Here is a 19,238-nt window from a genome sequence, read left to right as displayed (position 1 = left end):
ATGAACCGGATACGCACGATCCGCAACGGTGATCGTGACCGGGGCCAAGTCGCCCTGGAGTACATCGGGTTCCTGCCCTTCCTGCTCCTGGTCGGGCTCGGCGGCATCCAGCTGGGCTGGACCGCGTACGTGACGCAGCAGGCGGAGACGGCCGCCCGTACGGCGGCACGCGTGGAAGCGCGCCATCCGGACGAGGGGGTGGCGGCGGGCCTGGCGGCGATCTCGGAGAGTCTCCGGGAGGGAGCGGTCATCCAGCCGGATGTAACGCGGGACTCGATCACGATGACGGTGACCCTCAGGATCAACTCGGTCGTGCCCGGGATCGCCTCCCGCCGCGTCCAACGGATCGCCGTCATGCCCAACGACGATCCGAGGTGACCGGACCATGAGCCTGCGTTCCAGGGTGAACACCCCCGACGACCGCCACAACCCGCGCGAGGACGGCCGCCTGGTCTCCTCGTACCGCACCAAGCTGCTGGAGGAGATCGACCTCGCCGAGATGTCCGCGCTCGCGCCCGCGGAGCGCCGCGCGCGCCTGGAGCGCGTACTCGGCCACATCATCAGCCGCGAGGGGCCGGTCCTCTCCACCGTCGAGCGCGCCCAGCTCATCCGCCGCGTCGTCGACGAGGCCCTCGGCCTCGGCGTGCTCGAACCGCTCCTCGAAGACCCGACCATCTCCGAGATCATGGTCAACGGCCCCGACCAGATCTTCGTGGAACGCTCCGGCCGAGTGGTGCAGCTCCCGCTCCGCTTCGCCTCGCACGAGCAGCTGATGCAGACCATCGAGCGCATCGTCTCCACGGTCAACCGCCGTGTGGACGAGGCCAATCCGATGGTCGACGCCCGCCTGCCCAGCGGCGAGCGCGTCAACGTGATCATCCCGCCGCTCTCGCTGACCGGCGCCACCCTCACCATCCGCCGCTTCCCCCGGGCCTTCACCCTCCACGAGATGATCGGCGTCGGCTCCCTGGACGAGCAGATGGTCCTCCTGCTGTCGGGCCTCGTCGCGGCCAAACTGAACGTGATCGTCTCCGGCGCCACCGGCACCGGCAAGACCACCCTCCTCAACGCCCTCTCCGGCCTGATCCCGGAGGGCGAGCGCATCATCACCATCGAGGACTCCGCCGAGCTTCAGCTCCAGCAGGCGCACGTCATCCGCCTCGAATCCCGCCCCGCCAACGTGGAGGGCAAGGGCGAGATCACCATCCGCGACCTCGTCCGCAACTCCCTGCGCATGCGCCCCGACCGCATCATCGTCGGCGAGGTCCGCGGCGGCGAGACGCTCGACATGCTCCAGGCGATGTCCACCGGCCACGACGGTTCGCTGGCCACGGTGCACGCGAACAGTTCCGTCGACGCCCTGATGCGCCTGCAGACCCTCGCCTCGATGTCCGAGGTGGAGATCCCCTTCGAGGCGCTCCAGGACCAGATCAACAGCGCCGTCCACGTCATCGTCCAGCTCACCCGCTTCGGCGACGGCACGCGCCGCATCACCGAGATCTCCCTCCTCGACTCGCACGGCCGCGAGCCCTTCCGCATCACGACGGTCTGCCGCTTCGCCGCGCAGCCCATGGGCCCCGACGGCCGCGTCCACGGCCGCTTCGAGTACTACCCGCTGCCCCGCTGGCTCGCGGACCGCCTCTACATGAACAACCAGCCGATCCCGCAGGCCTTCGGGGTCGAGCCGGTGGCCGCAGACCCGCTCACCGACCCCCTTCCCGCCCGCATCACCCGGACCGCCCTGTGAACCCACTGATCCTCCTCACCCTCGGCGCCACGCTGCTGGCCTGCGTCCTGGTGGTCACCGGCCTCCACGCCTACGCCGCCGGCCGCGCCCAGCGCGCCGCGCTCATCGAGCGCCTCTCGGCGACCGGACTCCCCGCCCCCCTCGGCCGCAGGCGCCGCTTCCCGGGCGTGGACCGGCGCCTGCGCACGACCAAGCTCGGCCGCAGCATCGAGCGCAAGCTCGGGGTGACCGGCCTGGACCTCACCGTCGGCGAGTACTTTGTCTACATGCTGGCCACGGTCGCCGGGATCTGGCTGGTCGCGGCCTCCTTCCTGGCCCCGTTCTTCGGTCCGGTGGCCGGCCTGATCGCCCTGTGGGGGGCCAACGCCTTCCTCAACTGGCAGCGGGCCCGCCGCACCGAGCGGTTCATCAACCAGCTCCCCGACCTGTCCCGGATCCTCGCCAACGCCACCCAGGCCGGTCTGGCCCTGCGTACGGCCATCGGCATGGCGGCCGAGGAGCTGGAGGCACCGGCCGGCGAGGAGCTGGCGCGCGTGGCCTCCCGGCTCGCGGTCGGGCACTCGATCGAGGAGGCCCTCAGCGAGATCGAGCAGCGTCTGCCCTCGCGGGAGTTGGTCGTCCTCGTCTCCACCCTCGTCCTGTCCGCCCGCGCGGGCGGCGCGATCGTCGGCAGCCTGCGCAACCTGACGGTGACGCTGGAGCAGCGCAAGGAGACCCGTAGAGAGGTCCGTACCCAGCTGTCCCAGGTCACGGCCACCGCCTACCTGGTGCCGGTGATGGGCGTCGGCTCCCTGCTCCTCGTGGACGCGATGATGCCGGGCGCGCTGGACCGGATGACCGGATCCGTCCTCGGGCAGACCCTCGTACTGGTCGCCTTGGGGCTCTTCGCCCTCGGATTCGTCGCCATCCGCCGCCTGTCCAAGATCGACGTATGAGGAGGCCGGCATGATCGCGCTGCTCCTGGCCTTGGCCGTGGCCCTGTCGGTCTTCGGCATCTTCCACGGCATCCGCCTCTACCGCGCCGACACCAAGCTCCCGTCCGACCTGATGCTGGCCCTGGAGGTCGGCGCCACCCGCACGACGGCCGTCGGCTCCCTCGTCGACCGCATCGGCATCCGCTACGCGCCGCTGATACTGCGCCTGATGGGCCCCGACCGGGTGGCGCGCAAACGCCGCCAGATCGACACGGCGGGCAACCCGTCCGGCCTGACCATCGACCGCTACGCCGCCCGCCGCGCCGTGTACGCCTTCCTCGGCGGCATCGGGGCCTTCGCCATGCTGATCAACGGCCAGCTGATCCTGGCGCTGCTGATGGTGGCCTTCGGCCTGTTCTGGATCGAGGCAGGCCTCTGGTCGGCGATCCGGATCCGCCGCGACCACATCGACCGGACCCTGCCGGACTTCCTCGACGTCCTCGCCGTGGTCGTCAGCGCGGGGCTGGGCTTCCGCCCCGCGCTGGAGCGTGTCGCGGACAAGTACGAGGGCCCGTGGTCCGACGAGATCCGGATCACCCTCCAGCAGATGACCATGGGCGTCAGCCGCCGCCAGGCCTTCGACGAGCTGCGCCGGCGCAACGACTCCGAGCAGGTCGCGCAGTTCGTCACCGCCCTCCAGCAGGGCGAGGAACTGGGTTCTCCGATCGTCGACACCCTGATCGCCATCGCCGAGGACATGCGGCGCACGGACGCTCAGAACGCCCGCCGCCGGGCCGCCAAGGCCGTCCCGAAGGCCACCTTCGTCGTCACGATGTTCATGCTCCCCGGGACCATGATCCTCCTGATCGGCGGGTTCGTGTACGGAGCCGACGTCGACTTCGGCGCCCTGTTCGGGGGCGGCTGAGCCATGCCCGCCTCGCTGGACGACGTCACGGAGTTCGCCGCCGCACGGGACCGGCCGTCCCCGCGCCCCGCGGTGCAGCTGCCGATCGCCCTCCAGGCCAACGCCCTGCAGGCGCTGTGCCGCCAGGTCTTCGCGTTCCGCCTCGTGATGATCGCCCTCGGGACGCCGGTGGTGCTGAGCCGCACGGCACCCGGGACGCCGACGCACCTGGCGGGCGGCGCGGTCCTGCTCACCTTCCTGCTGTCCTACGTCCTGTTCCGCGACTGGGAGCGCTTCGGACCGCTGCTCCTGCGCCACCGCTGGCCGCTGGTGCTCGACTGGGCCTTCTTCGGCGGACTCCTGTTCCTGACGGCCACCCCCGGCTCCCCGCTCCTCCTCGTCTCGGTGTGCACCCCGCTGCTGGCAGGGATCGTCTACGGCCGGCCCGGCGCGGCGGTCTACGCGGTGGTCCAGGCGGCCCTGGTGGCGCTCGTCGCCGAGGCCCTGACGCTGGCGGTGCTCTGCGTCCTGGCGGGCGCGGCCGGGACCTCCCTGCGCGGGCTGCTCCTCCGCTTCGGCACGGCCGGCCAGGCCTTGCTGGAGACCCGGGCCCGCCAGGCGGTGGCAGAGGCGGTGCAGGCCGAACGGGACCACCTGTCCCGCGAGTTGCACGACTCCGTCGCGAAGACCCTGCACGGCCTCGTCCTCGCCGCCGACTCCCTGACCCGTACGACCGATCCGGCCACACTCCGCCGCCAGGCCGCCCTGGTGTCCGGCGCGGCCCGCCGCGCGGTGGCGGAGTCCCGGGACGTACTGGCCGACCTGCGCCGGGACCTGGACGCACCGGGAGTCTCCCTGGCCTCGGAGCTCCGGACGCGGATCGGCCCCTCCGCAGCTGAGCTGCGCGTGACCGGCACCCTTCCGGTGGTGCCCTCCTCGGTGGCCCGGCACTTGCTGGCGGTGACGGGCGAGGCCCTGGAGAACGCCCGCCGCCATGCGGGAGCGGCGCGGATCACGGTCGAGGCGGCCGTCGCCGCCTCCGAACTGGTGCTGGTGATCGAGGACGACGGCCGCGGCCTGCCGGACGGCGTCGACCTCGCGTCGCTGCACGGCGCGGGCTGCTTCGGCCTGCTGGGCATGGCGGAACGCGCGGCCGCGATCGGCGCCCGCCTCCACATAGGGGCCCGCCCGGGCGGGCAGTCGGGGACACGGGTCCGCCTGGCCCTTCCGCTGTCGGCCCTCGCCACGGGGAGGGGTGTGTGATGGCGCCGCTGCGCGTGCTCATCGCCGACGACAACCCGGTCGTACGGGCCGGCCTGGCGGCCCTCCTGGGTACCGCGGAGGGCGTCGAAGTGGCGGCGGAGGCGGCGGACGGGCGGGAAGCCCTCCACCTGACGCGCCTCCACACCCCCGACGTGATCCTGCTGGACGTCCGGATGCCCGGCGTGGACGGCATCTCGGCCCTGCCCCACCTCGTGCGGCTCGCACCCGTGCTGATGCTGACGTACAGCCAGGAGGCGGAGATCGTCCGGGAGACGCTGCTGCTGGGTGCGGGTGGCTACTTGGTGCACGGCGAGTTCACGCCGGATCACCTCGTGGCGGCCGTCCGCGACGTCCGCGCGGGGCGGGCGCATTTCAGCCCGACGGCGGCGAGCGCGGTCCTCGCGGAACTGCGGACCTCTTCGCATCCGCAACGAACTGTGGGACAGTCGTCGGAGCGGCTTCCCAACCATGCTGTGTTCGGGCTGAGTTCACGTGAGGAGGAGGTCATGGGCCTCATCGCTTCCGGCATGAGTAACCAACAGATCGCAGCCAGTTGCTTTATCAGCGAGAAGACGGTCAAGAACCACATCAACCGGATCTTCGCGAAGCTCCAGACCGCCACCAGGAGCGAGGCGATAGCCCGTTGGCTGGGAACCGCCCGTCCGGGGGTGGCTGGCCATGGGTAGACGGAGTGCGCAGTGGGTCCGTAATTGGGTCCCGGGACCCTTTGCAACTGCTGGTGCGTCGACGTACCGTCCGCGAACCGATAACGGCGCCGGCTCTGGAGAGGACTCCCATGCAGAACCTCAGACTGCTCAAGGCGATCGTCGGGCGGATGTACCGCGTGCGGCGGGGTGCGGACGAAGGGCAGACGGTCTTCGAGTACCTGGGGATCATCGTGATCATTGCGTTGATCATCGCGGCGATCATCGGGAGCGGCCTCGCGGCCAGCATCTCGCGGGCCATCGGGGCGGTATTGGTGCGAATCACAGGCTGATGGCCGGGTCGGGCTCGCGTGACCGGGGACAGGTTCTCCCCTTCTACGCCGCGATGATGGGATGCCTGCTCTTCGCCGCGTTTGCCTTCGTCGTCGTCGGTATGGCGGGGGCCAAGCGCAGCGATGCACAGGGCGCTGCCGATGCGGCGGCGCTCGCTGCTGCTCGGGAGACCCGGGACAACCTGCTCGTGGGTATGGATCTCCTCACGCTCACACCCGCTGACTGGGAGGACATCCTTGACGGTGATCGACTCGACCCGAACGGGGCCTGCGCGAAGGCGCAGGCCTTTGCCACCTCGAACGGTGCCACTGCGGAATGCAGCGCTGGGGTTTTGAGGTTCACCGTCACCACCGAAACGCGTCAGTCGATCGGAGACACGGTCATCCCCGAAACCGAGAACATGAAGGGACATGCCGCAGCGACTGCCGTGATCGAGCCTCGGTGTGACCTACAGCCGGGGGCGACCCCCACAGCGACACCGTCGCCCAGCGCGACGCCCGGTCCGGTCATCATCGACTGCCGGGGTGGTGGCGTGGTCAAAGTGAACCCCTCAACACCAGGTTCCTTGACCAAGCTGGCGAGGCAGCTCTTCAATGTGCGACTGATCAACTGACAACGAACCGAAGGACAAGGAAGCGGAGTACATGGGCATTCGGCAGAAGGTGAAGGTCCGCGGGGGAGCGGCCGTTGCGGTTGCGGCGGTCTTGGCCCTCGCGTTGGCCGGATGCGGCGGAGATGGCGAGAAGGCGAAGGAGCCGACAAAGTCCGAGACTCCCCAGGGTCAGGCGAGTAGCCCTCAGCAGCCCGCGCCCACCGCAAGCAAGGGTTCTGGGCCTCTCGAAGTGATTGCAACGGCGCAAGGGGCATCCGGCCTCGTCCTGGAGATCAACTCGGCTGTACGTGATCAAGACGGGTACGTCACCGTCAGCGGCAAGATCAAGAACGCAGGTTCCGCGACGTTCTCCGACATCGGGGTCTTCCGCGGTGACGAGAAGACAGCCAGTCCTGCCTCGGTCGCCGGTGCAAGTTTGGTCGACACTGCAGGCAAAAAGCGCTATCTCGTGCTGCGGGACACAGAGGGGCGGTGTGCATGCACTACCGGTCTCGCGTTTATGCCGAGCGGGGAGAGCGTTGCGTTCTTCGCGCAGTTCCCTGCGCCACCGGTCACCACCAATACGGTTGTATTCGGTCTGCCGACCTTTACCGCGGCCACCATCAAAATATCCGGGTGACCCCATGACCAAACGCCATCGCATCACAGCTGCCACAGCCGTTGCCGGCCTCGTCATCGCCGGGGCCCATTTCGTCGGCGCGACCAGTGCCTACGCGGATGACGTCACGCCGTCTGTGCCTCCGGGTACGGAGCCCTCGGCCTCGGCGCCGCCCATCAGGCCGGACTCCCCAGGACTGAAGCTCCCCCAGGGCGGCATCCTCGCGCCTTCCAAGGTGCTGGACATGGTGGAGGTAGTCGAAGACCTCGGGGGCGAGGAACGGCGCCAGGAGACGAACCAGACCGTCATGATGGCCCTCCAGTCCGAGGTGATGTTCCCCGAGGACAGTGCCATCTTCAACGCTCAGGCCGCCGCGCGTATCCAGGCCATCGCGCAGGAAATCAACACCCAGAAGGCCACCACCGTCCGGGTCTTCGGTTTCACCGACGACCAGGGCAGCTACGAGCACGGCAAGGAACTCTCGAAGAAGCGAGCCGACGCGGTCCAGGCCGAGCTGGCGAAGACCGTGACGAATCCCAGCATCACCTTCGACGTACGCGGCTACAGCGAGGACTACCCGATCGCCGACAACGGCACCGAGGAAGGTCGCAAGAAGAACCGTCGCGTGGAGATCACCTTCCCGCGCAGCAGCAAGTAGCGACCGGACCCCGTCACCGCTTCGGCGGGGGCGGGGTCAGTCCGTCAGCAGGTGGTCGGCCTTGCCGGCCTTGATGTCCCTGATCAGCTGGTGCAGGGCCTCGCGGGTGTCCGTGAGGTAGGTGTCCTCCTGGCCGGACAGGGCTATGTAGCTGTTGCCCTCCCCGTCCACGCCTATCCGGTAGCAGTTGTTTCCTTCGCCGCAGAAGGCGTCTTCCCAGTCGATGTCGGCCATCGGGGGCTCCTCAGAGGTGGTGGGCGATCGCGTGGATGAAATCGCGGGATGCCCCGGGGGTCAGGGCGTGCTTGTCCATCCAGTGGATGTGGGACTGGTACTTCGCGAGCTGAGCCTCGTCGTGCATGAACTCGGGGCCGTGGGCCGAGTCGAGCTGCACGGTGTCGAGTTGGGGGACTGCGCCTTCGGCATAGAGCATCGCGTGTCCCGCGCCCGGGAAGGCTCCCGTCTCCACGGGCAGGACGCGGAGTGTCAGGTTGTCCCGCTCCGAGGCTTCGCAGAGGTACTCAAGTTGCTCGCGGGTGGCCCGGCGACCGCCGAACTGCATCCGTAGCGCGGCCTCGTGGACGTAGGCGTCGTACGGGCGGGCGTCGTCGCCTTCCAGGACCTGCTGTCGCTTCAAGCGGTGTGCCACGCGCATCTCGACCTCGGACGGCGGGAGCGCGGGGAGCACCGAGCCGAAGACTGCGCGGGCGTAGGAACCCTGATGGAGCAGCCCCGGAAGGTGGACGGTCTGCACTGTGAAGAGACGGGTGGCGTGCCACTCCAGCTCGGAGATGTCGAGCAGCCCCTGCGGGATCGCACCGCGGTACGCCTCCCACCAGCCCCGTTCCCGCGGCTGCGCCAGCGCGGACAGCTTGTCGACGTAGGGCTTCTCCGTCACTCCGCAGCGCGCTGCCAGGGTGCGTAGCCGCTCCTCGCTGACGGCGCGAAGTCCCTGCTCGATCGCGGACAGTTGGGAGCGGCTGACGTTCAGTACGGCGGCCGCCGACTCGGCGGAGACGTCGGCAGCGACTCGCATCCTGCGCAACTCTGCGCCCACACGCCGCTGGCGCTGCGTCGGAGAGGTCCTGGCTGTCATGCCAGCAGTCTGCCGGTTCGCGGGCGCCCCCGGTGACGGCGGAGCAATTTTTCTAAGTGCGGGCACAATTGCGCCCGCCATCCACTACATTCGGTAATGCACCGCTCACGCAAGGGAGTTGGAAGTGCATCGCCGCGCCATGCCTCGGCTTCGGCGACGAGCCACTGCCCCCACCAACGCGCGAGCAACCCGCCCATGACAGGGAGTTCGTCATGCTCAGCCCCTTCATGCCCTCCAGCCCCGGCTGTTTCGATGCCTGCCCGCAGGCGGACGAGCCACCCTCCCCCGACGGGCTGTCGTGCAGCCTGACCGTGCCCGGGGAGCCGTACAGCGCCCAGATCGCGCGCAGCACCGTACGGTCCGTGCTCCACGCCCACCGGCTCGACCGTGTCGTGCCCGCCGCGGTGCAGGTCGTCGGGGAACTCATGGCCGCGGCCTGGTACTTGGACCCCGGGCGGAGCCTGTATCTCGCCCTGCGCCACCGCGAAGCCGCGCTCCGCCTCACGGTGTACGACGGGCACGCTTCCCACGCCCACCCCCGCCTCGCCGCTCACTGCGAGGCCCGCCGCAGGACCGCGCTGCGCGTCATGGCCGCCGTCGTGCGGGACTGCGGCGGGGCCTGGGGGTTCGGGGAGTCCCGGGAACCCGGCGGCGGGACGCGGACCTGGGCCAGCCTGCCCGTGGCGGGGGCCGCCGGTTATCTGGTGGTGCGCCCGGGCCCGGCGTCCTGACCGGTGCGGCGGCGCTGTACCTCAGGTCATGCGAAGACGCGCGGGCCGACGTCGGTTCCGCGGTCACGCAGGGACCACAGGGTGCGTCGCACGTAGGTGCGCTGGAGCCAACGGTCGGTGCCGTCGTGGAATGCGGGGAACGCGGAGCGGGCGTGCAGGCCCTTGCGGTTGTTGATCAGGAGGGCCTGGCCGGGGCGCAGGGTGACCTGATGGCAGATTCGCTCGTCGCGGCAGGCTTCCTGGAGGGCGGCGAGGGCGGTCTCGGCCTCCGGGGTCAGACCGCGCACGCCGTTGGCGGACACGGCGATCTCCGGCGAGGATGCGGGGCCGTGAATGATCGCGACGGGGTCGGACAGGACTTCGTCCTTCCCGGCCACGTCCCTGCAGTAGCTGCCCGGTGCGTTGAGGCGGAACAAGGGAGCGCGCAGGATGCGCAGGCTGTCCTCGTCGAGGATCGCGCTGATGTCCCGGGCGTCGGCGTAGTAGGTGACGGCTTTGGCCTGGGGGTCTTGGCGCAGGCAGTTCAGGTCAGACTGCACACGTCCGTCGTGCTGATGAGCCCCGCCAAGCCGTCGATGGAGCTCAACACCTTGAGGACCTGGTCCGCATCACTGGTATCGACATCGTGAACCACGAGGTTCCCCGGAATGGACCGCTCGACCTCGAAGGCGTATTCGGTCGGGTCAGCCGTCAGAAGGTGGAGCACGCAGCCCCGCTCGGCGGCTGCCGAAACAGCTCGGCTGAGTCCGAATGTAAGCCACTCGAGTGCGGCAATATTCACGGGGATGCTCCTTCATGCTTCACGGCTGCTGCGTTGCGATTCTTGCTCCGCCGCGCACTCATTCCCATGGGCCGTCGGCTTCCGCTTGATGCATGCAGGAACCGGACACCGGCGGTCGGCCGTCCCGGGCACCAGACGAGGTGAGTAGGCGTACTCATGTGGCCGGTGATCCGGTCGCCGCATGATGCGGGCATGCGATCACACGCCCTCCCGAAGTCCCTGCTGCTGGCCGTACTCGGCTGCGTCGTCCTGTCCGGCTGCGGCACCCGGAGCACCACCACCGATCAGGCCCTCGCGGGCAGCAGCGTGTCGGCGGCGGCAGCCGTGCCGGATGCTGCGGCGAGCGACGAGGATCAGGAGCTGCGGTTCATGGAGCTGCTGACCCGGGACGTGCCGCGCTGCAATCAGTACGTCGCGAAGGAGAAGGGCGGGCTCCCCGAGGACCTGCCGGAGCCGGACCCCGGCGTCACTCCGCCCAACCGGGAGGAGGAGGTTCCCTTGAACGCCTATGAGGAGTGCTTCGGCGCCGAGGAGGCGCAGCGCGTCGGCGAGGCCTTCAAGAACACGAAGCCGGCCGGCTACGAGGCGATGCAGAAGAAGCTGACGGAGCTCGGCTACCCGGCGGCCCGCATCCACCGGATGCCGGACCACGCGGGCGCGCCCCGGGCACGGGTCGACCTGCGCATGATGGGAGGCCGGCTTGCCCTGGAGGTCACGGGAACCGGCACCGGGGTCACCGTCGAAGCGTTCGGGGCCTCCGAGGAGGAGGGCGTGAACCTGGCCGAGGTGAAGCGGAAGCCGAAGTCACAGCCGAAGCCGTAGCCGTAGCCGCAGTCAGTTGCCCCGCCGGAGCGAGACCCGCAGGGATCCGACCGATTCGGGTACCCGGCCGAGGGGAGCGGCCGGTCAGAGCAGCAGGCCGATGCCGGTCAGCAGCATGACCAGCGCCGTCGCGGCGTGGACGCCGTAGGCGGTGGCCTTCGGTCCGCCGCTGCGCAGCACGATCGCGAAGTCCGAGGCCGGCATCGCCGCGAAGGTCAGCACGTACCAGCCGAGCACCGACGTCGGCGCGACGAGCATCAACACGAAGACGAAGACCCCGCACACGATCTCGCGCGCACCCTTCACGTGCAGCCAGGACCGGAAGGCGGGGTCGTCGACCGGTGTATCGGGGATGCCGAAGCCGGCGGCGTTCTGCGGCTTCGCGAAGATCATCGCGCCCATGGCGATGAGGGCGGCGCCGAGCAGGCCGGCGAGAACGGTGGCGAGGGTGGTGAGCATGAGCTGTCCTGTTCGTTGACGTGGTCGGTGGTGGAGTCAGGGGGGATGTGGCGGGGCGTCAGGGGACGAGGACGATCCGGCCGCGGACGCTGCCCTTGGCCATCGCCTCGTAGGCATCGGCCGCTTCGGCGAGCGGTGCGACGGCGTGGACGCGGGCCGGGAGTTCCCCCGTCGCCGCCCGTTCGAGCAAGCGGGCCAGGAGCGGACCGTCGGGACGGGCGAAGAGGACCTCGACGGTGATGCCGCGCTCCTCGGGGAGCCGGGACGCAGGCTGCACGCCCACGAAGCGGCCGCCGTCGCGCACCGCGCGCAGGGCGTCCTCCTGAAGGGCTCCGGCGTCGGCGACGGCGTCCCAGCCCTGCCCGACCCCGGTGGCGAAGTCGGCGCCGAGGCCCCGTACGAACGGCTCGTCGTCCGCTCGGGCCGTCCCGGTCACCTGCCAGCCGCTGTCCTGGGCGAGTACGGCGACGTACGCGCCCACCGCGCCGGCCGCGCCCGTCACCAGCAGGCGCCGGGCCCCCGCGGGTGCCTCGCCGAGGAGGGCGACGAGCTGGGCCGCGGCGGTGGCGTTGAGCGGCACCACGGCCGCCTCGACCAGGTCCAGGGTGTCCGGTACGACGGCGACCTTCGCGGCCGAGACCAGGAGGTGCTCGGCATGGGATCCGTGGTCGCGGTTGAATCCGTCGAGGAACCCGGCGACCCGCGTGCCGACCGGGAGTTCGACGCCCGGTCCGGCGGCGTCGACCGTGCCGGCGAAGTCCCAGCCGAGCCCGGTGTGCCGGGGCTGGTCGACCAGGCCGAGCCGGTGGAAGACACCCCCGGCCACCCCCAGGTCCACCGGGTTGACCGCCGCGGCGGCGACCTTGACCCGGATCTGCGCCGGCCCCGGCTCGGCCAGCGGGACGTCGACGGTCTCGATCGACCGGGGCCCGGACGGGACACGGACCACGGCGCGGCGGGAAGTGGTGTGATGCATCGTCAACTGCTCCTTCGTGGAGGCCCGGTGAGGTGGACGGCCTTGCCATCGCTCGGGCGTGTCACCACCATGGAGGAACCTGCTCACCGGCGGGAAGGAGGCACCTCAAGGTGCCTAAGTGACGGAGTGGAGACGCGAGTTATGGCGACGAGGACCGCGGCGGAGCGACGGGCCGAGGCCAAGGCGGAGTACGACGCGTTCTTCGCGCAATGTCCCAGCCGCCAGCTCCTGGAGCGCATCTCCGACAAGTGGGTCGCCCTCGTGCTCGCCGCCCTGGGCGGCGACGGCCCGGGGACCACCCCCGGCGACGAGCCGCAGCCCATGCGCTTCTCCGAGCTGCAACGCCGGATCTCGGGCGTGAGCCAGAAGATGCTGACGCAGACGCTGCGCTCACTGGAGCGCGACGGGATGGTGACCAGGACCGTGACCCCCACGGTGCCCGTCACCGTCAGCTACGAGCTGACCGACCTCGGCCGCTCCCTCCAGGGGCTCATGAAGGGGATCAAGGCCTGGGCGGAGGGCCACATGACGGAGGTCCTCACCCACCGCGGCGGCTACGACCAGGAGAAGTGCGACGCCTCCGACTGAGCCTCCGACTGCGCATCCGACTGAGCCTGCGACCGAGCCGCCGACCGATCGCCGGTTCGCGGTGGATCAGTCGCGGCGGGCGGAGTTCAGGCGGGCCGCCTGACGGGTCAGGTGGTCGCGTTCCGCGAGGTTGGGGGCCTGGTGGGCGGCCTCGGCGTACAGGCGGGCCGCCTTGGGCAGGTCGCCGTCGCGCTCGTGGAGGTAGGCCGCGACCGCGGTGTGGCGGGGGAGTGCGGGGTCGAGCTGCGCCAGTGCCGCCAGGCCCGCGCGCGGGCCGTCGGCCTCGCCGACCGCCACGGCGCGGTTGAGGCGGGCGATCGGGCTGTCGGTCAGGCGGACGAGCTCGTCGTACCACTCCACGATCTGCACCCAGTCCGTCTCCTCGGTGGTCTGCGCGTCGGCATGGAGGGCCGCGATGGCGGCCTGCGCCTGGAACTCCCCCAGCCGGTCGCGGGCGAGGGCGGGATGCAGGATGCCGATGCCCTCGGCGATCAGGGACCGGTCCCAGCGGGTGCGGTCCTGGTCGGCGAGCGGGATCAGCGTGCCGTCGGGGGTGGTGCGGGTGGCACGCCGGGCATGGTGGATCAGCATCAGGGCGAGGAGCCCCGACACCTCGGGGTGGTCGATGGAGGCCGCCAGGCCGCGGGTGAGGCGGATGGCCTCGGCGGCGAGGTCCACGTCGCCGGAGTAGCCCTCGTTGAAGACCAGGTAGAGGACGCGCAGGACGGTACCGACGTCACCCGGGCGGTCGAGGCGGACGTCGGCGACGGTGCGCTTGGCGCGGCTGATGCGCTGCGCCATCGTCGCCTCGGGAACGAGGTAGGCGGCGGCGATCTGGCGCGTCGTGAGTCCGCCGACCGCGCGCAGGGTGAGCGCTACGGCCGAGGAGGGAGTGAGGGAGGGGTGGGCGCACAGGAAGTAGAGCTGGAGCGTGTCGTCCACCGCGGGCGCGGGGCCCGGCGCCGGTTCCTCCTCCACCCGGTCCTCGCGCCGGCGGCGGGCGGTGTCCGCCCGCGTCGCGTCGAGGAACCGGCGCCAGGCCACGGTGACCAGCCAGGCCTTCGGATCCCGGGGAGGGTCCTCGGGCCAGCCGCGCACCGCTTCGAGCAGCGCCTCCTGGACGGCGTCCTCGGCCGCCGCGAAGTCTGCTCCGCGGCGGACGAGGATTCCGAGGACCTGCGGGGTGAGGCTCCTGAGCAGGGCCTCGTCCACGTCAGTGGCACTCGGGGACGGTCGGCGGCGCGGCCAGGAAGGGGCGCAGCTCCAGCCACTCGTGGATCGGCTTGCCGCCCGCACCGGGGGCCGCCGACAGCTCCCCGGCCAGCTCGACGGCGCGCTCGTAGCTGTCCACGTCGATCACCATCCAGCCGGCGATCAGGTCCTTGGTCTCGGCGAAGGGGCCGTCGGTGACCGGCGGGCGGCCCTCGCCGTCGTAGCGGACCCAGGTCCCCTCGGGGGCGAGCGCCTGGCCGTCGACGAACTCGCCGGTGCCCTCCAGCCGGTCCGCGAAGTCGCGCATGTACTGGATGTGGGCCGTGATCTCCTCCGGCGTCCACTCGCTCATGGGGACGTCATTGGCGCAAGCCGGGGCGCCGCGGTAGTGCTTGAGAAGCAGGTACTTGGCCATGATGGTCTCCTCCGTGCCGTGCGGCCCATTCTGGCCGCTTCCACTGAGGAGACGGAGCAGGGCACGGGTTCTCGACATCCCCCGACGAGAACTTTCAAGATTCTTTCCGGAGCTGCTCCGACAGGGCCTGCGCCTTGTCCCGCCAGCGGACGAAGAGGCTCTCCGCGTCGCCGCTGTACGACCACGGGACCCGGGTGGCCCGGTTGTCCAGCAGGGCGAAGACGGGCGGTGCCTGCGCCTCCATGCCCGCGTGGACCAGACCGTGGGCGAGGTAGTTGAGGTCGGCGACGTCCTGGGCGTACGCGACCGTGCGGTGGGCGAGCCAGTTGTTCAGCGCGTTGCGCAGGTCCCAGCGCGCCCGGTCCCCGCTCCAGTGGTAGGCCAGGCCGATCGCCGTGCGGCCCTCCGCCTCCGTCTGGTGCCGGTACTGCTCCGCCCGCGCCACCTGCGGCAGCACCACGAGCGGCGAACCGGGCGGGGCGTAGACGGCCACGTCCCAGGCGAAGTTGTTCGCCTCGCCGTTCGATCCGTGCCAGCGCGGGGACAGGTAGCGCAGCGCCTGGTGGTGGCCTTCGCGGTGGTAGGGGTCGCGGGCGCGGAGCTCCTTCCACCAGTGGCCCATGTTCGGGTCGCCGCGGTCGTACAGCCTGGCGAGCGTCACGAGGGAGACGTACGGGTACGGGTCCTCGGGTGCCAGATCGGCGGCCCGCAGACAGAGACCGGCCACCTGGTCCAGGCTGTCGTTCGCGGGCATCGCCCCGCTGCGCGCCACGGCGAACGTCCGCATCACCTCGGTCTCCGCGCGCAGGACCGCCGCGTCCGGATCGGCGGGGTCGGCGGCGTACCAGACGTCCACGGTGCGCCGGCTCGCCGCCGCGTCCGCGAGCAGCCGGATGCGGTGAGCGCGCCGGTCCCAGTCGGTGCGGGGGTGCTCGGCCAGGAGGTCGCGGGCCCCTTCCCAGCGGCCCATCACCATGTCCTGGCGGCACTGCTCCAGGCTTCGGTCGCCGTACGCCTGGTCGTAGACCGGTTCTCCTGCTCCTGCTCCGGAACGGCGGCGGCGCGGCCAGGGTGCCATGGACTGTCCTGTCCTCGGATCGGTGGGGGTGGACGACGCGGGTGCCGGCGCTCGGCGTGGCGTCAGAAGTCGGTGAGTACGTCGTCCCGCCGGTCGGCCGCCGCGAGGCCCGGTCCGGGGACCGGTCCCGAGCCCTGTTCCTCGTAGAAGGCGTCCTGTTCGGGATCGAGCGGCCTGGGCCTGAAGTACGAGACCCCCTGCAGCCGGGAGAAGGTCATCGGGACGAGCCCCAGTGCGAGCGCCCCGAGGCCGATGGCGAGGGCGCTGCCGGTCAGTTCCGGAACCGACATGGCGAAGATCCAGATCATGAACAGGGCTCCGCCGAGCGGCCACAGCCCGACGAAGACGAAGGTGCCCACGGACCTGAACAGCACCTTGCGATGCGCGACCACGGCCGCCAGGCCGGCGAGGGCGTAGTAGAAGGCGATGTGCAGGCCGATCCCGCTGAGGGCGTCGCGTACGAACTGCGTGCCGGAGCCGGCCGTGGCGGAGACGGCGACGAGGAGGAGCGCCACGGCCGCCACGGTGGCGGTGGCCACGGAGGGGGTCTGCCAGTCCCGGTGGATGCGGCCGAACGCGGCGGGCACGGTGCGGTCGCGGCCCATGGCGAAGAGCGTGCGGGTCGCCTGCAGGAGGGCCGTCTCCAGGGTGGCGACCATGGACAGGACGACGGCCAGGACGAGCAGCCGGCCGCCCCAGCCCGGCCAGACGGCGTCGCCGAGCACGGAGAGGAAGCCGTCGGGGTTGTCCCGTACGGCGTCCGCGCCGATGAGGATGTTGGTGGCGATGGTGAAGACGACGAAGACCGCGAACGACAGGGCGACCCCGATCAGGCCGCCGAGGCCGAAGGAACGGCGACTGGTGCGGGTCTCCTCGTTGAGGTTGCTGGAGACGTCCCAGCCCCAGTAGCTGACGCCCGCGATCAGCGCACCGGCGACGAAGCTGTGCGACGCGTCGAAGTGGCCGAAGCCGAACCAGGAGAGCGAGAAGTCCGCCGCGTTCCCGTCCTTGGCCAGGGCGGCGACGGCGAAGGCCAGCAGCAGCACGAGCTGGGCGCCGGTCAGGATGCGCCGGGTGTACGGGCCGATCCGGGCGCCCAGCGCCACCACACCCGCCATGAGCAGGAACCATCCGGCGCCGACGGCCGTGGCCAGGCCGGTGTTCGCGGCCAGGTCCGGGCTGACGAGGGCGAGCGTGGCGCTGCCGGCCGGGAGGGTGGCCGACACGAGGAAGGCCGTCGCGGCGACGACCAGGGCCCAGCCGCTGAGGAAACCGAGGAAGGGGTGCAGGGTGCGCGCCACCCAGGCATAACCGGCCCCGGCGTTGACGTCGAGACGTCCCAGATGACGGAAGGCCAGCGCGATGCCGATCATCGGTATCGCGCAGTAGAGGAGCACGGCGGGACTCGCGACCCCGACGGTGGCGATGAGCGCCGGGAGCGTCGCGGCGACGGTGTACGCCGGCCCGCAGCCCGCGACCGCCAGGACGACGGAGTCGAAGGTCCCCAGAGTGCCGGCGCGCAGGCCGCCTCCGTCGTTGCCGGCCCTTTTGCTCACCACTGGCTGCGCCCTTCTGAGCCGCGTACAAGGGCTAGATCTTGCCCGGGTGGCGGTGGGGGCACAAGGGCTACTCTTCGGTTTCTTTGGTTCAACTACCTGTTGAAGGTGGGGATTGACGGTCTGTGGGGATGGTGCGTGCGGATTTCGTTGTCCGTGGGTATGTCTCCCGCAGGGTGGAAACGCCTTCGGTGCGCACCGGGGCTCGGGGGCCTCGATGCGCACCGAAGGGTGGGTGATGCGGGATCAGCAGGTGGGGATGCGGTTCAGGTTCGCGGCGTAACGGGCGGCGATCCAGCCGCGGCCGTCGGAGAGCTTGTACCAGATGGCGTTGCCGTCGACCTCGGTGCCGTTGGTCTTGCACTGCACCTGGACCTCGGCGCCGTACTTGAGCACGCCGGTCTTCTTGTAGCGGGTGCCGGGGCCGGTGCGGACGTGCAGCTTGTCGCTGACGATGCGGGCGTTCGCCTTGCCGGGCTTGTCGCCCTTGCCGCCGTGGTCCTTGCCGCCGTGGTCCTTGCCGCCGTGGTCCTTGCCGCACTTGCACGTTCCGGGCTTGCCCTGGTCGCCCTTCGGGCCCTTGGGACCCTTCGGACCCTGCGGGCCCTGGTCTCCCTTGGGTCCGGGGTGGCCCGGCCTGCCCTTCGGGCCTTGCTCGCCCTTCGGGCCCGGCTTGCCCTTCGGGCCCTGGTCGCCCTTCGGTCCGCCGGGGCCCTGGTCGCCCTTCGGTCCGCCCGGTCCGCGTGCTCCCGTCGGTCCGGCCGGCCCGGTGTCTCCGCGGTCGCCCTTGTCACCCTTGTCGCCCTTGGGTCCGCCGGCCGGGCCGGTGTCGCCCTTGGGGCCCTGGGGTCCGCCCGGTCCGGGCACGCCGGCCGGTCCCGTCGGCCCCTCGTTGCCCTGGTCGCCCTTCGGCCCCGCGGGGCCGGTGTCGCCCTTCGGGCCGCCCGCCGGGCCCGTGTCGCCCTTCGGGCCGGGTGCGCCGGTGTCGCCCTTCGGGCCCTGGGGGCCTCCGGCCGGTCCCTGGTCGCCCTTCGGTCCCGCCGGGCCGGTGTCGCCCTTCGGACCCTGAGGGCCCTTGTGGCCCTGCGGGCCCTTCTTCCCCTGGTGGCCCTTCTCGCCGCGGTCCCCCTTCTCACCGCGGTCGCCGCGGTCCCCGCGCTCGCCCTTCTCGCCGCGCTCACCCCGCTCGCCCTGGTCACCCTTGTCGCCCTTGGGTCCGGGGCGGCCGTGGGAACCGGGCTTTCCGTCGTGGCCCGGCTTCCCGTCGTGGCCGTCGTGGCCGTCGTGGCCGTCGTCGCCCTTGGGTCCCGTCACCGGGGTGGACACCGCGTAGAGACCGGGCGAGGCGCCGGCCGCAGCCCACTCGCCGCCGTCCAGCGTCGTTCCCTGGGGGGCGTCCGCGTCCACCCGTACGAGTACGCCCAGCCGGGTGTTGCTCTCCGCCGGGAAGGCGAAGCCCGCCCGGGTCCCGGCGTCACAGGTCAGCTGGCGGGCGTTGCCCGAGAGCGTGCAGGGCGCGCCCGCGCGGTCGCCGTTCCAGTAGAAGCGGGCCTCGGGGAAGGTCGTCCGCTCCGGTGCGGTGATCCGGAAGCTGCTGCTGTGGGCCGCATCGCCACTGGTCTCCGCCACGATCACCACACGGCCGGTCTTTCCGGCGGCGATCGAGGGGACGTACGGCTGGGAGAACCGGATGTGCGGCGAGCCGGCGGCGAAAGCCGGCATCGCCGGCATCAGGCAGGTCGCGGTGACGGCCGCGACGACCAGGGCGGCCGACGTGCAGCGGGAAGCAGACAAGGGTGTTTCCTCCGCGAGGAAAAGCGACGGAACCG

24 protein-coding genes are annotated in these 19,238 nt (G+C 71.0%); 13 read left to right on the top strand and 11 right to left on the bottom strand.

Annotation, left to right across the window (positions count from 1 at the left end; genetic code table 11):
• The 10 genes from OG898_RS06750 to OG898_RS06705 all read left to right on the top strand — a co-directional run bounded on the left by OG898_RS06750 (position 1) and on the right by OG898_RS06705 (position 7,695).
• Positions 1-378 carry a TadE/TadG family type IV pilus assembly protein gene (locus OG898_RS06750; protein ID WP_266955592.1) on the top strand — a complete coding sequence of 126 codons (378 nt, stop codon included), beginning with the start codon at positions 1-3 and terminating at the stop codon, positions 376-378.
• Between the two features lie 7 nt (positions 379-385).
• Entirely contained in the window at positions 386-1,747 is a 1,362-nt protein-coding gene (locus OG898_RS06745) for a CpaF family protein (RefSeq protein ID WP_250742829.1), read from the top strand.
• On the top strand, positions 1,744-2,682 hold the full coding sequence (locus OG898_RS06740) for a type II secretion system F family protein (RefSeq protein ID WP_266955591.1): 939 nt from the start codon (positions 1,744-1,746) through the stop codon (positions 2,680-2,682). Before OG898_RS06745 ends, OG898_RS06740 begins: the two co-directional genes overlap by 4 nt.
• Before the next feature lie 13 nt (positions 2,683-2,695).
• A complete protein-coding gene (locus OG898_RS06735) occupies positions 2,696-3,586 on the top strand; it encodes a DUF5936 domain-containing protein (RefSeq protein WP_250742889.1) in 891 nt (296 codons plus the stop codon).
• Between the two features lie 3 nt (positions 3,587-3,589).
• Complete coding sequence (locus OG898_RS06730) at positions 3,590-4,828, top strand: sensor histidine kinase (protein ID WP_266955590.1); 1,239 nt, start codon at positions 3,590-3,592, stop codon at positions 4,826-4,828.
• Entirely contained in the window at positions 4,828-5,514 is a 687-nt protein-coding gene (locus OG898_RS06725) for a response regulator transcription factor (protein ID WP_266955589.1), read from the top strand. The genes OG898_RS06730 and OG898_RS06725 overlap by 1 nt, the downstream gene beginning before the upstream one ends.
• Positions 5,515-5,624: 110 nt before the next feature.
• Entirely contained in the window at positions 5,625-5,825 is a 201-nt protein-coding gene (locus OG898_RS06720; RefSeq protein ID WP_250742825.1) for a hypothetical protein, read from the top strand.
• The gene (locus OG898_RS06715) at positions 5,825-6,439 is read left to right on the top strand and encodes a pilus assembly protein TadG-related protein (RefSeq protein WP_250742824.1); all 615 of its coding nucleotides are present in this window, start codon (positions 5,825-5,827) and stop codon (positions 6,437-6,439) included. Before OG898_RS06720 ends, OG898_RS06715 begins: the two co-directional genes overlap by 1 nt.
• A gap of 31 nt (positions 6,440-6,470) precedes the next feature.
• Complete coding sequence (locus tag OG898_RS06710; RefSeq protein ID WP_266955588.1) at positions 6,471-7,058, top strand: hypothetical protein; 588 nt, start codon at positions 6,471-6,473, stop codon at positions 7,056-7,058.
• A gap of 4 nt (positions 7,059-7,062) precedes the next feature.
• Positions 7,063-7,695: an OmpA family protein gene (locus OG898_RS06705; protein ID WP_266955587.1), complete on the top strand. Its 633-nt coding sequence runs from the start codon at positions 7,063-7,065 to the stop codon at positions 7,693-7,695.
• Between the two features lie 36 nt (positions 7,696-7,731).
• Here OG898_RS06705 and OG898_RS06700 read toward each other — a convergent pair whose 3' ends face one another.
• On the bottom strand, positions 7,732-7,929 hold the full coding sequence (locus OG898_RS06700; RefSeq protein ID WP_250742821.1) for a hypothetical protein: 198 nt from the start codon (positions 7,927-7,929) through the stop codon (positions 7,732-7,734).
• A 10-nt stretch (positions 7,930-7,939) separates the two neighbouring features.
• Positions 7,940-8,791, bottom strand: coding sequence for a helix-turn-helix transcriptional regulator (locus tag OG898_RS06695; RefSeq protein ID WP_266955586.1), 852 nt, complete (start codon positions 8,789-8,791; stop codon positions 7,940-7,942).
• A gap of 212 nt (positions 8,792-9,003) precedes the next feature.
• Here OG898_RS06695 and OG898_RS06690 point away from each other — a divergent pair, with 212 nt between their 5' ends.
• The gene (locus tag OG898_RS06690) at positions 9,004-9,522 is read left to right on the top strand and encodes an ATP-binding protein (RefSeq protein ID WP_266955585.1); all 519 of its coding nucleotides are present in this window, start codon (positions 9,004-9,006) and stop codon (positions 9,520-9,522) included.
• Between the two features lie 26 nt (positions 9,523-9,548).
• Here OG898_RS06690 and OG898_RS06685 read toward each other — a convergent pair whose 3' ends face one another.
• Positions 9,549-10,061, bottom strand: coding sequence for a TauD/TfdA family dioxygenase (locus tag OG898_RS06685; RefSeq protein ID WP_266955584.1), 513 nt, complete (start codon positions 10,059-10,061; stop codon positions 9,549-9,551).
• Positions 10,046-10,303, bottom strand: a complete 258-nt coding sequence (locus OG898_RS06680; protein ID WP_266955583.1) for a hypothetical protein — start codon at positions 10,301-10,303, stop codon at positions 10,046-10,048. The genes OG898_RS06685 and OG898_RS06680 overlap by 16 nt, the downstream gene beginning before the upstream one ends.
• Positions 10,304-10,495: 192 nt before the next feature.
• Here OG898_RS06680 and OG898_RS06675 point away from each other — a divergent pair, with 192 nt between their 5' ends.
• Complete coding sequence (locus OG898_RS06675) at positions 10,496-11,125, top strand: hypothetical protein (protein ID WP_266955582.1); 630 nt, start codon at positions 10,496-10,498, stop codon at positions 11,123-11,125.
• A gap of 84 nt (positions 11,126-11,209) precedes the next feature.
• Here the strand turns inward: OG898_RS06675 and OG898_RS06670 are convergent, their stop codons facing one another.
• Positions 11,210-11,584, bottom strand: a complete 375-nt coding sequence (locus tag OG898_RS06670) for a DUF4267 domain-containing protein (protein ID WP_266955581.1) — start codon at positions 11,582-11,584, stop codon at positions 11,210-11,212.
• Between the two features lie 58 nt (positions 11,585-11,642).
• Positions 11,643-12,560: an NADP-dependent oxidoreductase gene (locus OG898_RS06665; RefSeq protein ID WP_266955580.1), complete on the bottom strand. Its 918-nt coding sequence runs from the start codon at positions 12,558-12,560 to the stop codon at positions 11,643-11,645.
• 141 nt (positions 12,561-12,701) lie between these two features.
• On the opposite strand from OG898_RS06665, the gene OG898_RS06660 reads away from it, so the two are divergent.
• Complete coding sequence (locus tag OG898_RS06660; protein WP_250742813.1) at positions 12,702-13,148, top strand: helix-turn-helix domain-containing protein; 447 nt, start codon at positions 12,702-12,704, stop codon at positions 13,146-13,148.
• A 66-nt stretch (positions 13,149-13,214) separates the two neighbouring features.
• On the opposite strand, the gene OG898_RS06655 is transcribed toward OG898_RS06660, so the two are convergent.
• The 5 genes from OG898_RS06655 to OG898_RS06635 form a co-directional block, all read right to left on the bottom strand.
• Entirely contained in the window at positions 13,215-14,360 is a 1,146-nt protein-coding gene (locus OG898_RS06655) for an RNA polymerase sigma factor (RefSeq protein ID WP_266955579.1), read from the bottom strand.
• A 1-nt stretch (position 14,361) separates the two neighbouring features.
• Positions 14,362-14,775 carry a YciI family protein gene (locus OG898_RS06650; protein ID WP_250742811.1) on the bottom strand — a complete coding sequence of 138 codons (414 nt, stop codon included), beginning with the start codon at positions 14,773-14,775 and terminating at the stop codon, positions 14,362-14,364.
• 94 nt (positions 14,776-14,869) lie between these two features.
• Positions 14,870-15,853, bottom strand: a complete 984-nt coding sequence (locus OG898_RS06645) for a hypothetical protein (RefSeq protein ID WP_266955578.1) — start codon at positions 15,851-15,853, stop codon at positions 14,870-14,872.
• Positions 15,854-15,915: 62 nt separating this feature from the next.
• The gene (locus OG898_RS06640) at positions 15,916-17,409 is read right to left on the bottom strand and encodes an APC family permease (RefSeq protein WP_266955577.1); all 1,494 of its coding nucleotides are present in this window, start codon (positions 17,407-17,409) and stop codon (positions 15,916-15,918) included.
• Positions 17,410-17,655: 246 nt separating this feature from the next.
• Positions 17,656-19,203, bottom strand: a complete 1,548-nt coding sequence (locus OG898_RS06635) for an SH3 domain-containing protein (protein ID WP_266955576.1) — start codon at positions 19,201-19,203, stop codon at positions 17,656-17,658.
• Between the last annotated feature and the right edge of the window lie 35 nt (positions 19,204-19,238).

The organism is Streptomyces sp. NBC_00193 (assembly GCF_026342735.1).
GTDB classification, from domain to species: Bacteria; Actinomycetota; Actinomycetes; order Streptomycetales; family Streptomycetaceae; genus Streptomyces; species Streptomyces stoeckheimensis.
Note: the sequence above shows the minus strand (reverse complement) of the source record. Positions and strands in the feature narration are given on the sequence as shown.